Annotated in this window: 13 protein-coding genes; 5 read left to right on the top strand and 8 right to left on the bottom strand. The window is 68.5% G+C overall.

Annotation, left to right across the window (positions count from 1 at the left end; genetic code table 11):
* Nucleotides 1–94: 94 nt before the first annotated feature.
* Together ON29_RS09030 and ON29_RS09025 are read right to left on the bottom strand one after the other, a co-directional pair.
* Nucleotides 95–1,504, bottom strand: coding sequence for a DUF1254 domain-containing protein (locus tag ON29_RS09030; protein WP_040865714.1), 1,410 nt, complete (start codon nucleotides 1,502–1,504; stop codon nucleotides 95–97).
* Between the two features lie 177 nt (nucleotides 1,505–1,681).
* Nucleotides 1,682–1,975 (bottom strand): hypothetical protein, encoded by a 294-nt coding sequence (locus ON29_RS09025; protein WP_040865713.1) that lies wholly within the window; start codon nucleotides 1,973–1,975, stop codon nucleotides 1,682–1,684.
* 294 nt (nucleotides 1,976–2,269) lie between these two features.
* On the opposite strand from ON29_RS09025, the gene ON29_RS09020 reads away from it, so the two are divergent.
* Nucleotides 2,270–2,545 carry a hypothetical protein gene (locus ON29_RS09020; protein ID WP_040865712.1) on the top strand — a complete coding sequence of 92 codons (276 nt, stop codon included), beginning with the start codon at nucleotides 2,270–2,272 and terminating at the stop codon, nucleotides 2,543–2,545.
* A gap of 110 nt (nucleotides 2,546–2,655) precedes the next feature.
* Here the strand turns inward: ON29_RS09020 and ON29_RS09015 are convergent, their stop codons facing one another.
* Nucleotides 2,656–3,987, bottom strand: coding sequence for a vWA domain-containing protein (locus tag ON29_RS09015; RefSeq protein WP_245548875.1), 1,332 nt, complete (start codon nucleotides 3,985–3,987; stop codon nucleotides 2,656–2,658).
* A 178-nt stretch (nucleotides 3,988–4,165) separates the two neighbouring features.
* Complete coding sequence (locus ON29_RS09010; RefSeq protein ID WP_040865710.1) at nucleotides 4,166–5,587, bottom strand: condensation domain-containing protein; 1,422 nt, start codon at nucleotides 5,585–5,587, stop codon at nucleotides 4,166–4,168.
* A 232-nt stretch (nucleotides 5,588–5,819) separates the two neighbouring features.
* Between ON29_RS09010 and ON29_RS09005 the strand changes: the two genes are divergently transcribed.
* Nucleotides 5,820–6,884 (top strand): alpha/beta hydrolase, encoded by a 1,065-nt coding sequence (locus ON29_RS09005; protein WP_040865709.1) that lies wholly within the window; start codon nucleotides 5,820–5,822, stop codon nucleotides 6,882–6,884.
* A 7-nt stretch (nucleotides 6,885–6,891) separates the two neighbouring features.
* Here ON29_RS09005 and ON29_RS09000 read toward each other — a convergent pair whose 3' ends face one another.
* Nucleotides 6,892–8,358, bottom strand: a complete 1,467-nt coding sequence (locus ON29_RS09000) for an SDR family oxidoreductase (protein ID WP_245548874.1) — start codon at nucleotides 8,356–8,358, stop codon at nucleotides 6,892–6,894.
* Between the two features lie 117 nt (nucleotides 8,359–8,475).
* Between ON29_RS09000 and ON29_RS08995 the strand changes: the two genes are divergently transcribed.
* The 3 genes from ON29_RS08995 (at nucleotide 8,476) to ON29_RS08985 (ending at nucleotide 11,559) form a co-directional block, all read left to right on the top strand.
* Nucleotides 8,476–9,615 (top strand): AI-2E family transporter, encoded by a 1,140-nt coding sequence (locus tag ON29_RS08995; RefSeq protein WP_051175015.1) that lies wholly within the window; start codon nucleotides 8,476–8,478, stop codon nucleotides 9,613–9,615.
* 84 nt (nucleotides 9,616–9,699) lie between these two features.
* Entirely contained in the window at nucleotides 9,700–10,215 is a 516-nt protein-coding gene (locus ON29_RS08990; RefSeq protein WP_040865825.1) for an OsmC family protein, read from the top strand.
* Between the two features lie 48 nt (nucleotides 10,216–10,263).
* Nucleotides 10,264–11,559 carry a bifunctional o-acetylhomoserine/o-acetylserine sulfhydrylase gene (locus ON29_RS08985; protein ID WP_040865707.1) on the top strand — a complete coding sequence of 432 codons (1,296 nt, stop codon included), beginning with the start codon at nucleotides 10,264–10,266 and terminating at the stop codon, nucleotides 11,557–11,559.
* Nucleotides 11,560–11,608: 49 nt separating this feature from the next.
* On the opposite strand, the gene ON29_RS08980 is transcribed toward ON29_RS08985, so the two are convergent.
* Genes ON29_RS08980 through ON29_RS08975 form a run of 3 tightly spaced genes read right to left on the bottom strand, consistent with a single transcriptional unit; the run spans nucleotide 11,609 to nucleotide 12,661 of the window.
* Nucleotides 11,609–12,109 (bottom strand): hypothetical protein, encoded by a 501-nt coding sequence (locus tag ON29_RS08980; RefSeq protein ID WP_040865706.1) that lies wholly within the window; start codon nucleotides 12,107–12,109, stop codon nucleotides 11,609–11,611.
* A 23-nt stretch (nucleotides 12,110–12,132) separates the two neighbouring features.
* Nucleotides 12,133–12,270, bottom strand: coding sequence for a hypothetical protein (locus tag ON29_RS35700; protein WP_157172709.1), 138 nt, complete (start codon nucleotides 12,268–12,270; stop codon nucleotides 12,133–12,135).
* 7 nt (nucleotides 12,271–12,277) lie between these two features.
* Nucleotides 12,278–12,661 carry a hypothetical protein gene (locus ON29_RS08975; protein ID WP_157172708.1) on the bottom strand — a complete coding sequence of 128 codons (384 nt, stop codon included), beginning with the start codon at nucleotides 12,659–12,661 and terminating at the stop codon, nucleotides 12,278–12,280.
* Nucleotides 12,662–13,354 lie beyond the last annotated feature (693 nt).

Here is a 13,354-nt window from a genome sequence, read left to right as displayed (position 1 = left end):
CCGGCGGGAAAATGGCTGGTCAGCGCGCTGAGCGGTGCTCGCGCCGCAGCGCGCCGAGCACCGGCGAGCCGCCGGGAACGTGCGGCGGTGCGGGTCAGGGCACCGGCACCAGCGGCGGCGGACGCCAACGGCCGTGGATGGCCTCCTCCTTCGGCGCGTACATCCGCAGGGTCAGTGAGAATTGACCGGCTTCGGGGATGGGCAGCCAGTTCCCGGCGGGAACGGAAGGGCCGGGATCGGTGTACTGCAACGCGATGTCGGTGGACCCGTCGGGATTGAGCGTCACCGGCTCCGGATGGCCCACCGCGTAGATCTCCGCGGGGTTGGGCACCAGGTAGCTGTCGGCGTCGTAGGCGGTCAGCGACCAGAAGTTGTCGACGGGCGGTAGCTGACCCGGTGCGAAGTGCAGCCGGAATCGGCCGGTGCCGCCATCACCGCTGCCGGTCGAGGCGAACAGCGTCGGATAGAAGGCGTTCTCCGCCGCACTGGCGCCCAGAGCCACCCTCGCGATGGCGGCGCGGAGCAGGTAGTTGGTGCCGAACCGGCCGACATCGGGGTCGATGAGCCAGCCGTTCTCGTTGACCGTCCGTGCGCCCAGATAGACCGGGATCTGCTGCTGGGCGGTGTCCACCGCGGCGGCGAGTTCGACGTCCGAGAGGCCTTCGACCGCGCCTCCCGGCCGGATGCCGATCGTCTCGAAGCGCCGCATGGCGGGCTCGTCCGCCGGCGCGGGCGGATCGACCGCCATCAACGCGCACATCCGATCGAAGAACACCTTCGGGTCCATCTCGTCGACCCACTCCGGTGGTGGCTGCGCGATCCCCTCCCTGGGTGGCGCGGCAGGCGGCTCGGTGCCCGCCACCCACGCGCTCAACGGAGCCAGCCGCAACCGCTGCTGCAAAGAGCGCACAGCGGGCAGATCGCTCTCGCCGTCGACCTGGATCCGGACGATCAGCCACACCGTCGGCGTCGGCATCGGCAACGGGGTCAGCCCGGCGGGCAGGTCACCCGACCAGCCCGGGCCGGTCACCGCGTAGGTGTACGGCGGCAACACCGATCGCGCCTGTGGACGGCGACCGCTGGGGTTGTGCACATTGTTCGTCCAGGCGTCCAGCACCTGCGCCAGCCAGAACCGGCCCCGGTCCATCGCGGGGACGCTCAGCACCATGGGCTCGTTCGTCAGATCGAGCCACGCGGTCGACCGCAAGGTGTCCCGGTCCAGCCGCACCACCTCGCGCTGCGCCGGGGTGGGCAACGACGACGCGTGCTCGAACCGGTTGACGGGCGTGGACGCCTCCGCCGCCATCCGGGTGACGTCCATCAGCACCAGCGGGTACCCGAATTCGTAGGCGTCCTTGGCGATCGTGGCGGCGTCCCGGGGGACGGGATTCCTGTGCTCGGGCTCGCCGCATGCCGCCAATCCGAACGCGGCCACCGATGTCGCCGCGATGCCCAGCGCCGTGCGCCGCGACACCGTGAGCTCGCCCTCGGTCCAGTCGTCCATGATCCTGCTCCGCCTCCGATCCTATCGGGCACCGCGAGATCCGCACCGGAGTATAACCGCCCTCCGCAGCGAAAATCGCAGGTCAGCGGGGCAATCGCAGGGGGAGCCGAGTTCGGCGGAGTCACCGGCGAGTGCCACGGGCGGCGATCCCGCGCGGATCGCCGCGACCGCCTGCGGTCAGAACTCCAGAACGGTGTTCATGATGGTGCCCGCGCTGGTGGCGACCACCCCGCCGAGCATCGCCCCCGCGATCATCTTCGGCGACTGCAACCCGCCGCCGCTCCACTTCTCCCAGGCGAATCTGCCGCCCGCGTAGATGATGCTGACGATGCCGGACGCGAGCGCGAACCAGGTCAGATACCGCACGAACTGTAAGAGCTTGTCCGCCAGGGGCGGAGCCTCCGGGGTCGGATTGCCGATCTGCGCCAACGTCGTGAACGAATCGCCGACCGACGCCAGAATGATGCTCACCGTCTACTCCCTCTACGCTCGAATGCAACCCTGCGTCGACCAGCCGCTATGCGAAAACTGTTCGACCACCGATGAATTCGGCCACGCCCAGGATACGGGCACGCGGCCCGCCGCGGTGTGCGCACGGTGCGAATCCTCCGCGGCCGGACACGGGTTCGGCTACCCGGGTGCGGGCGGGGGAAACACGAACTTCCCTGCGCTGCACCGACCTGACTGCATCGGGGCGAGCGAACGGATACGATCTTCTCAGCGATTCACTTGCCCCTGTCCCGAATCCAGAATGAGCGAACGACGATGATCATGGCCGCCGCTTTCGACACCTTGGCGCAGATCGGCAATCCCACCCCAGAAGCGCCGCCGATCTCCGACAAGTTCCTCCAACTGGTCCGCTACCTGACGTGGTTCGTACTCCTGTCGGGCATCTGCGGCATCATCTACGCCGGTGGGCGCTTCGCCTGGGAGAAGTGGACCGGCGGCGGGCTCGAGTCGCCGAAGATGGTGGCGGGAGCCATGATCGGCGGGGTGATCGCCACCAGCGCCGGCACCATCATGAACGCCGTCATCGGCTGAGCCGCAGCGGAGCGATCACCGCCTGTCATAGCTTCTCGCTATGACAGGCGGGCGATGCTCCATGGGCAGGGCAGCCGCGGCCTCGTTGTGGCGATGACGCCCACGCGCGATCAGCGCAGGATGTTCGCGTTTCGCGCGGCGCGCAGCCAGTCGGGGAACTCGCCGAGCAAGCGGGCGTAGAGCTGCGCGTCGTCGACCTGATCGATGTCGTCGAGTGCGAAGAACCCCGCGTTGTCGACCGCCCGGTCGGACAATTCGTCCAGGGCGCGCAGCAGACCGTAGTTGGCGCGCCCGAGTCCGACGAACTGCCAGAACGCGGGCAGCAGCGAGGCCTCCCGCATGAGCGCGGCGATCTCGCGCTTCTTGGCGAAGCCGCCGTCGGTGAAGAACAGCACGAGGGTGGGGCGACCGCCGGGGCGCAACGAGTCGATGATGTCGCGCATGATCGGCAGCTCCTCGTTGCGGGCGCCGAGCGCGTCGTAGTCGATGCCGCCGTGGGTGCCGGTGAGGTGCAGATAGGTTCGCGCCCACTCCTCACCGTGCTCGACCGTGATGTCGGGCAGCTTGGCGAAGGAGCGGGCGTAGAGGTACGCCTCCAGGGTGCCGTCGTCGTCGAGCTGGGTGGCCACCGGAATCATCCGCTGCACGACGCGATGCACCACCTGGTCGCGATACTGGCGGTTCATGCTGCCGGTCTTGTCGACGACCAGAACGACGCGCGCGCGGATGCCGAAAGCGTTCTTGTCGATGAGGACTTTCGCGACCTCCCGCTTGCGCAGGTCCAGCTTCGCCCGCTTCTCGAAGGAGAGCTGCGCCTCGCCGGGGACGGTGAATACGTCCGTCGCCGGGGTGGGCCCTGCCGCCGGGCCGGGCTCGGCTCGATTCGCGGACGAGGCCGCTACCGCCGGGGCGTCGTCCACGCTCACGCCGTGATCGGTGACCAGCGCGGCGAATCCGCCCGCATAACCTTGCCCGACCGCTCGCACCTTCCATCCGCCCTGGCGGCGATACAGTTCGAGCGCGATCACCACGGATTCGCTGCCCAAGCCCTCGATGCGGTACTCGTAGAGCACGTTTCCCGCCGCGTCGGCGACCGTGGCGACCGGAGGCGCGAACCCGCCGAAGGTCTGCGCCGGATCGTCGAGAGTGAGCACCGCGCGTACTTGCGCGATGTCCACCGGCAGGTCGCTCAGCGAAACCGACAGCGCGCCGGGCGTTCCCTGCCCCAGCGACACGCCCGGTGCGCTCGGCTGATTGAAGAACACGAAATCCGCGTCCGAGCGCACCCGCCCCGCTTCGGTCACCAGCAGCGCCGACACGTCGACCGCGGCCTCGGTGCGCACCGACACCAGCACGCGCGCCACATCCAATGCCCCGTTCTGACCTTTGACCAATGCCGCGCCCACCGAGACTCCCAGCCGTCGTCGCTCCGAAATCGCCACCGGGATCAGCGTAAGTCCAGCACCGGAAGGATGCGGGGCGTTCGCCGCGTCATCGAATACCGGTAGCGGTCAGCGTGGCCATCGGCGGCCGGTCGGCCGCGGGCACCGCGCCGGGCGCCATGCGCCAGCTCGAGCCGTGCGGGAGGTACCGGGCCGGTGACGATGCGCGCCCCCGTGCTCATGGAAGGGCGCCGACCCGCACCGCGCGGTCGCCGTTCGCCACGACGTCGGCGACGATCGTCCGCATGGCGGTGACGTAGCGACCGATCACCTCGTGCGCCTGCGGGGTATCGGGGAACAGCAGACTGAGCGTGGTGACATCGTTGAACCGGTTGACCCAGATGTAGACCTCGCGCGAACTGCCGCGGTTGGCGAACATACCGCCGTCGATCTTGTCGAACATCTCGACACCCGCCATCTTGCGGATATCCAGGTACGACAGCATGCGGGCGGACCACCCGGGCCGGGTGCGGATCCCGAGTCCGGGCGGCGCGAGTTGCAACGCGCGGTGCAGGGAGACGTCGGTCAGTTCCTTGCCCTGGTCGTAGGCCGCCTGGGCCGCGGCGACCACGTGTGTGAACGACTGACCGGCGCCCACCGGAAAAGCCACCGGGATCAGATTCGTGTACCACCCGACCGAGGCGGCCTCCGCATCGGTGCGGCGCGTGTTCACCGGTGTGAGACCGAAATACCAGTCACCGCCCGCCAGTTCGACCTCCGCGAGCGCGGCCGCGGCGAACAGCCCGCCGGTGAACCGGCCGTCATGTGCCCGGCAGACCTCCTCGAAACGCAGCGCACCCGGTTCATCGATCAGGACGGTGGTCACCTGCGCACCCCGCACGTGCTCGTCGGCGTCGACCCACAGGTCCACCGGGAAGCCGGGAACGTCACCGCCGTTGCGCCGCAACAATTCCAGCCAGACCGCGATCTGCGGTGACTCGGCGGTCAGCTCGGCGCTGCGGCGGCGTTCCCGCTCGCAGTAGGCGATGTGACCGGTCACCGGTGCGGGAGTCGAGCTGCCGCCGGACAATTCGCTGCCGTAGAGCGTCAACAGGTCCACACACGACAGCGCCTGTGCCACGCCATCGGTATGCAAGTGATCCACCGCCGCGTACATCGTGAACGACTCCGCGTGTTCGATGATTCCGAAACCGAAGCAGTCCCAGTCCAGCGGACCGGGCGTCTCGGCGAGGACGTGCGCCCGGATGGCGTCGCTGTCGGCGTAGACACCGTGCTGGGTGGGCACCATCCGGATGTCGCCGGGGTCGAGAACACGGCGCTGCACCCGATCCGCCGCGGTGATGGCGAACCAGCTCCAGAACGTGTCGTGCCTGCGCAGGAAGGCCTCGACCGTGCGTGTCATCGCGGCGTGGTCCGGCGCACCGGGAATCGTGAACGCGATCATGCACACTCGCGAAACGCGCAAGCCCGCGTTCGCATTGCGGTGCGTGGTGCGCAGATACTCCTCCTGCTGATGGGACGGTGGCGCCGGATGCACCGGGGCGCGGCGCGCCGCGGCGAGCGATTCCGGTGCCGCCCGCCAACTGGTGAGCTCTCCCGCCGTGGGATGCCATTCGTCGATGAAACCGAAATTGACCACAGGTGTTCTCGATTCGTGCGGGTGAGGAGAATCCTCGACCGACCCCTTGAAAGGTAACGACAAAAATCATCGGATTACCATGGCTGCCGCCGAATTTTGTGACCACCACCAGACTCCCGCTCCGGCGCCTCGTCGAGTTTCCCAAGAATGCGCGTCCGCGCTTGCCGGACAGCGTGATCGCGCCCTACGTTCGCCAGCATTACAGTGCACGAACCCAATTCGGAGGTCTCGCGTGCGGGCTCGGACGACAAGCAGGCCGGGCGCGATCGTCACTTCGTTCGCCGTGGCGCTCGCGCTCGCCACCACGACATTATTACCCAACTGGCCTGCGGCGACAGCGCAGACGGATCCGTCCGAGCCGGTGCCCTCCGACGGATCGCGGGTGCTCGGAGTAGGCCAGGACACCGGCCGCCTGACCGACGTGCGGGTCTATTCCGCCGCGATGGGCACGACGGTCCCGGTGAAAGTAATCCGCGCGCCGGATATTTCGCGACCGGCGCCCGTGCTGTATCTGCTCAACGGAGCCAGCGGCGGCACCGGAGGAAGCAACTGGCCGAAGCAGACCGATATCGAGGATTTCTTCCGCGACAAACAAGTGAACGTCGTCGTGCCCATGGGCGGGGAGGGGAGTTATTTCGCGGATTGGCGGGTGGACGACCCGGTGCTCGGCCGGCAACGCTGGACGACATTTCTCACCAGGGAACTGCCGCCCCTGATCGACGCCACCTTCGCGGGCAACGGCGCCAACGCCGTCGCCGGAATCTCCATGGCGGCCACCTCGGTATTCCAGCTCGCGCTGGCAGCACCGGGGCTCTACCGCGCCTTGGGCTCCTTCAGCGGGTGTGTGCGCACCAGCGACCCGCAAGGCCAGGCCATGGTCACCGCCGTCGTCACCCGCTGGCGCGGCAACACACTCAACATGTGGGGACCGCCCACCGACCCGCGATGGGCCGCCAACGACCCTTACCTGCACGCCGAACAACTGCGCGGCACCGCCATCTACGTCTCCACCGGCACCGGCATACCCGGCCCGTTCGACACCTTCGACGGGCCGGGCATCGACGGCAACGGCGAGAAATTGATCAGCCAGCTCGTCACCGGCGGATTTCTGGAGGCGGTCATCAACCGGTGCGCCCACGACCTGAGCAAGCGGTTGGGCGAACTGGCCATACCCGCCACCTTCGACTTCCGCCCCTTCGGCACGCACTCCTGGGGCTACTGGCAGCAGGACCTGCACAACTCCTGGCCGGTGATCGCCGCGGCGCTGGCGATCGAGGACTCCCCCGCTCCCGGTTAACGGGTCATCACGTGCGGGAGGATTCCGCGGCGCCGGTGATGTTGCGCGCCATCCCGCCGAAGATGACCGCGTGGAACGGCGCGATGGATTTCCAGTACAGGTGCCCGGCCAGCCCGTGCGGTTCGAACAACGCGCACTGGTGATAGGTGGCGCCCGGGCCGTCCGGTTCGACCGTGAGCTCGAGCCACGCGCGGCCCGGCACCCGCATCTCGGCGCGCAAACGCAGCATCCGCGGTCGCTCCAGCCGCTCCACCCGCCACCAATCCAGCGCCTCGCCCTCGTGCAACCGGTGCGGGTCGCGGCGGCCACGGCCCAGACCGACGCCGCCCGCCAGCCGGTCTATCCATCCGCGCAGCGACCAGGCCAGCGGGAACGAATACCAGCCGTGTTCTCCCCCGATCGCCTCGATCACCCGCCACAGCGTCGCCGGGTCGGCGTCGGTGTGCCGTTCGCGCACATCCCGGTAGAGCGAACCGCCCGACCACTCCGGGTCGGTGGGCAGTGGATCCGACGGCGCGCCCGGCGAACGGGCATCCGACCACCTGGTCGGCACGTCCAGATCGCGAATCTTCTGCAACGCCAGCGTCACCGCCCGCCGATAACCGGTCGGTCCTTCCGGCGGGTCGGGAATGAGGTCGGCGATCGCGCGGTCGTGACAGACCACATCGTTGATCAGGGATTCCATCAACGGAACGGCGATCGCGCGGGGCACCGGGGTCACCAGATTCACCCACTGCGCCGACAACCACGGCGTCAGCACCGGCACCGGCACGATCAGTCGTCGCGGCAGCTGAGCCACTTCGGCGTAGCCGCGCATCATCTGCACATAGGTCAGCACGTCCGGACCGCCGATGTCGAACGCGCCGCCGGCGCCTTCGGGCAGCGCCGCCGCCTCGGTCAGGTAATACAGCACGTCGCGCACCGCGATCGGCTGGATCCGGTTGCGCACCCAGCGCGGGGTGACCATCATCGGCAGGCGCTCGGTCAGGTAGCGCAGCATCTCGAAGCTGGCCGAGCCGGAACCGATGATCACCGCGGCCCGCAACACCAGGGCGGGCACCGAGCCCGCCCGCAGGATCTCGCCGACTTCGGCGCGGGAGGCCAGGTGCCGCGACAACCGCTGCGCGTCCGGCACGATGCCACCCAGGTAGACGATCCTGGTCAGCCCCGCGTCCGCCGCCTCGGCCGCGACCAGGGTGGCGGCCTCCCGGTCCACGGTGTCGAAGTCGGCCCGGGTCAGCGAGTGGATCAGGTAGTACAGCACGTCCTGGCCGTCCAGTGCGGCGCGCACGTCGGCGGCGGCGGTCACGTCACCGGCCACCACCTCGACGCGATCGCGCCAGGGCGCGTCGGCGAGCTTGCCCGGTGTGCGAGCCAGCACCCGCACCGTGTGCCCAGCGCGCAGCAGCTCGGGCACCAAGCGGCCGCCGATGTAGCCGGTCGCACCGAACACCACACACCGCACGGCAACCACCCTTCCGATGATCTGCTCAGGTGATGACCCCGGGCTGCCGGGTCAAACAGGCTGTACGGCTCGGGTGGGCGGCCGCGAGCCCTGATCGATCGGGTCCTCACGTGCCAGACTGGGCCGGTGAGCGAACGTAGCAAAAGCCACGGACCGGACAAGCCCGCACCGCGCGATCGCGGCGACGTCATCGGTGCGGGCCTGGTGTGGCTGGCCAAGTGGGCGCTGTGCATCGTCGCCATCGCGGCGGGCGCGTGGGTGCTCGGATTCCTGGTCGCCCGGCTGTGGGTGGTGATCCTGCCGGTCGCGCTGGCGATCGTCGTCGCCACCGTGCTGTGGCCGCCCGTCCGCTGGCTCACCGCACGCGGCCTGCCGCCCGCCGCGGCCGCCTCGATCGCGGTGCTCGGTTTCATCGGCGTGCTGGCCGGCATCATCGCGCTGATCGTGCCGTCGGTCGTGGATCAGGCGCCGGAACTGGCCGACAAGTCGAGCGCCGGTGTCGAACAGGTGCGCGACTGGCTACAAGGCCCGCCACTGAGAATCCGTGACGAGCAACTGGATTCGGCCGTGGACGCGATCGTCTCCCGGCTCAAGTCGAGTTCGGAGCAGATCGCCAGCGGCGTGTTCAGCGGCGTGAGCACCGCGACGTCGGTGCTGGTCACCCTGTTCCTGGTGCTGGTGCTGGTGTTCTTCTTCGTCAAGGACGGACCGCGTTTCCTGCCTTGGTTGCACGGCGTTTCCGGCAGCCGCGGCGGCAAGCACCTGGAGGAGGTGCTCGGCCGGATCTGGGTCGTGCTCGGCGGGTTCATCCGCACACAGGCGCTGGTCAGCCTGGTCGACGCGGTGTGTATCGGCGCCGGGCTGGTCATCCTCGGTGTGCCGCTGGCACTGGTTCTCGCGGTGATCACCTTCCTCGGCGGATTCGTCCCGATGGTCGGCGCGTTCGTCGCGGGTGCGCTGGCGGTGCTGGTCGCGTTGGTGGGCAACGGTTTCGTGACCGCGCTGATCGTGCTCGGCATCGTCATCGCCGTGCAGCAGCTGGAAGGCAACGTGCTGCAACCGGTGCTGCAAAGCCGCAGCATGCAGCTGCACGCGGTCATCGTGCTGCTCGCGGTCACCGCGGGCGGCTCGCTGTACGGGATCGTCGGCGCGTTCCTGGCCGTCCCCGTGGTCGCGATGGCCGCGGTCGTCCTGCGGTACGTCGGCGAGCAGATCGACGCGGCCACCGCGCCGCCGCCGGAGCCGGAGAGCGAGACCGCGGACTGACCGCGTGGCGGGGAAGGCCATCGTTGCACTCAGTCCGAATGTAACTCTCGCCGTCGCCCGCCGCGGTTCCTAGCGTCAGTGGACATGACAACTGATGTGAGCACCCCGCTCAACGACATCGCCGACGCGACGGCCAGGGCCGTCGCGGAAGACGCGGCGACCGCGCTGGTGGTGTTCCGTGCCTCCGGAACCACGGAGGGGACGGTGGGCAGCGCGATCACCCTCGGCAAGTACACCGTGCGCGTGGATGAACCGCCCGCGCTCGGCGGCGCGGACACCGCGCCCAATCCGGTCGAGGTGTATCTGGCGTCGCTCATCTCGTGTCAAGTAGTGACCTACCGGTTCTGGGCGCAGCGCCTCGGCATCACGATCGATGATTTGTCGGTGAGCGCCGAAGGCGATCTCGACGTACGCGGATTCTTCGGCTTGGATGACAACATCCGCGCCGGGTTCCAAGCGGTGCGGGTGACCGTTCGCATCAGTGGACCCGACACCGAGCAGCGCTATGCCGAACTCCGGCAGGCCGTCGACGCGCACTGCCCTGTGCTGGATCTCACCACCGGGCGCACCCCGGTCGACACCACCCTGATCACCGATTAGCCGCCGCCCCACCCCGATCGCTCACCCACCAGAAGGAGGACCTCCCCGATGACCGAACCCGACCTGTCCCAGAACTGGAGCTTCGAGACGAAGCAGATCCACGTCGGACAGATTCCGGACGGCACGACCAACGCCCGCGCGCTGCCGATCTACCAGACGACCTCATACACCTTCCGCGACACCGCGCACGCGGCGGCGCTGTTCGGTCTGGCCGAGCCCGGCAACATCTACACCCGGATCATGAACCCCACCCAGGACGCGGTGGAGCAGCGCATCGCCGCACTGGAAGGCGGCGTCGCCGCCCTGCTGCTGGCCTCCGGGCAGGCCGCGGAGACCTTCGCGATCCTCAACATCGCCGGAGCGGGCGACCACATCGTCTCCAGTCCCCGGCTCTACGGCGGCACCTACAACCTCTTCCACTACTCGCTGCCCAAGCTCGGCATCGAGGTCTCCTTCGTCGACGATCCCGACGACCTCGAGCAGTGGAAGGCCGCCATCCGCCCGAACACCAAGGCGCTCTACGGCGAAACGATCTCCAACCCGCAGAATCACATCCTCGACATCCCGGGGATCGCGGGCGTCGCCCACGACAACGGCGTCCCGCTGATCGTGGACAACACCGTCGCCACGCCGTACCTGATCCAGCCGCTGGCCCACGGCGCCGACATCGTCGTGCATTCGGCCACGAAGTACCTCGGCGGACACGGCGCGGCCATCGCGGGCGTGATCGTGGACGGCGGCAAGTTCGACTGGACCGGTGGCCGGTTCCCCGGCTTCACCGAACCCGACCCGAGCTACCACGGTGTCGTGTACGCCGAGCTGGGCGCGCCCGCCTACGCGCTCAAGGCGCGCGTGCAACTGCTGCGCGACCTCGGCGCGGCGGTCTCGCCGTTCAACGCGTTCCTGATCAGCCAGGGCCTGGAGACGCTGAGCCTGCGGATCGAACGGCACGTGCAGAACGCGCAGGCGGTGGCCGAATTCCTCACCGGCCGTTCAGAAGTCACCTCGGTGTCCTACGCGGGCCTGCCGTCCTCCCCGTGGTACGAGCGCGGCCGCGCCCTCGCGCCAAAGGGCACCGGCGCGGTGATCGGCTTCGAACTGGCCGGCGGCGTAGACGCGGGCAAACGATTCGTCGAGGCACTGCGGCTGCACAGCCACGTCGCCAACATCGGTGACGTGCGCTCACTGGTGATCCACCCCGCCTCCACCACCCACTCACAACTCACACCCGAAGAGCAGCTGGCCGCGGGCGTCACCCCCGGCCTGGTCCGCCTCGCCGTCGGCATCGAGGGAATCGACGACATCCTCGCCGACCTGCGCGCCGGATTCGCCGCAGCCTCCTGACACGGTGCGCCCCGGGGTGATCGGCCCCGGGGCGTCGGGTGAGTTCCGGTCAGGCTGCCAGCGGCCCGACCGTGATCGCTCGCCCGTCGCGAGTGGTCACGGTAACCCGCGGTGTCTCGCTGCCGGTCGCGCGGATGACCGCGAACGCGAGACCGTCCGCGCCGATCGGCACGACGCATTCCTCCAACGAGGACGTAACCGAGAGGGACACCGCGTCGTGGGCGGCTCGGCCGATGACCGCGTACCAGCCATCACCGAACCGGTCGGCGGTGGCCGACCGGAACCGGGTGCCGAGTCGTTGCAGCGCCTCCCAGGCCGGGGTGTGTTCGTGCCGAGGACCGGAAGGACGGGGTGCGCCGAACATCGTTCCGCGCGTCTTCCACTGGTCACCGTCGGGGTGGACGAACACGATATAGCGGCCCCGGTCGCCGTCTACAAGGACTGCGACGATCTCCTCCCGGAGGACGACGTTGATCGGGGCGAGGCTCGAGTCAACGGCCGCAAGGGCATCGAGCGCTACGCTGACCGCTGGGTGGTCCAGTGTGCCCATCGGCGGTGCCCTTCCCTTTCGTGTCAGCAGATCGCGGAAATGGTGGCGCTGTTGTCGCCGCCGTCGTCCCACGTACCGGCGATCGCGGTCACCTCCACCTGGGTATGGAACCCGTAGAAAATTCCCGCCGACGAGCACGACGCGGAGTACAACGCCTGCACGTCGGGGTCAGTGCTGGTGTCGATGCGTTCGGCGTGCTTGTACCACTTCCCGTCGGCAGCATCGTAACGCCACAGCTTCGTGGTGACGCTGCGCATCGCGGGCCGGACCGGTGCAGTGCACCTTGAACCCGTAGTTGATCGGGGCCATCGACCCGTGATCGGTCTTCCACGGCTCGATGGCGTGGACGAAGCACACGATCTCGTCGTTCGCGGCGCGTACGGGTTCGGCATCGGCGATGGTGGCCGTGCCGAGCACCCACGCGCTGGTGAGCACGGTGACGCGGATCGCGACAGCAATGGTCATGGTTCCTCCCGTTCCGGCGGTGTCCGGGTTCTCGAAAGCGTGTGTCGATCGTCTAGTCGTGTCTTCCGTTGCGCGCTGCTCGCCCACCCGCGCTACCTCCGTATCCGGGCCGCACGCAATCCCGGATTGCACCTATCACCGCCAGCGCGGACGGCCGGTAAGAGTCGCTCGGAGCCTGCGCCCATACCCGGAACCGATCACCGACACCATCAGCGGGTGACGGCAACGCGATCTGCGCACCGATCGGTGCGAGGGTCGCGTTCAGCCGGAACAACTCGGAGAACAGCGGCATGTCATGCGGGATATCCGGGGCCACCAAGAAGGTCCACCGCTTCGAACGCGGGTGCGAAATGATCGGTCCGGCAGGGCTACCGAGTTTCTGCATTCGTATCTTCACCATCGCCCCCAATTGCGCAGGCACGGTGATCGCGCCGACACTGCCCGCCGGTACGAAGATTCGGCCCAGCTCGGGATCGATGCGCGCCGGTAGCCCGCAGACGTTTCGGTAGAAGCGACACCGTGCCACCGGCGTCTCCAGGATTGTCGTGGGTGCGTCCGCGAAAACCGTTGTCGGCCTATCCATCGCGATCACCGAGCCACCGTCTCCGGTCTATCCCGGTCACCGGAGCGAGGTTGATCAGGTACCGGAGGGATATGTCGTGGCGGTCATCCACAACCGTCGCTCCCACCCATGTGCACGGGCCGGGCATGTTTCGGACATGCGGGCCGAGCCGCCCGTCCTCGTTCCACAAACTGGGCCGATCTCTGCCACCGCTGCTC

Origin of the sequence: Nocardia exalbida NBRC 100660 (assembly GCF_000308575.1) — a bacterium.
GTDB classification, from domain to species: domain Bacteria; phylum Actinomycetota; class Actinomycetes; order Mycobacteriales; family Mycobacteriaceae; genus Nocardia; species Nocardia exalbida.
The sequence above is the reverse complement of the archived record's forward strand: the minus strand, read 5'-3'. Positions and strand labels throughout refer to the sequence as shown.

Coding starts and splice junctions, on each gene's coding strand:
- ON29_RS08980 (WP_040865706.1), bottom strand. CDS start 12,109: ATGGGCACACTGGACCACCCAGCGGTCAGCGTAGCGCTCGATGCCCTT.
- ON29_RS08990 (WP_040865825.1), top strand. CDS start 9,700: ATGACAACTGATGTGAGCACCCCGCTCAACGACATCGCCGACGCGACG.
- ON29_RS08985 (WP_040865707.1), top strand. CDS start 10,264: ATGACCGAACCCGACCTGTCCCAGAACTGGAGCTTCGAGACGAAGCAG.
- ON29_RS09030 (WP_040865714.1), bottom strand. CDS start 1,504: ATGGACGACTGGACCGAGGGCGAGCTCACGGTGTCGCGGCGCACGGCG.
- ON29_RS09020 (WP_040865712.1), top strand. CDS start 2,270: ATGATCATGGCCGCCGCTTTCGACACCTTGGCGCAGATCGGCAATCCC.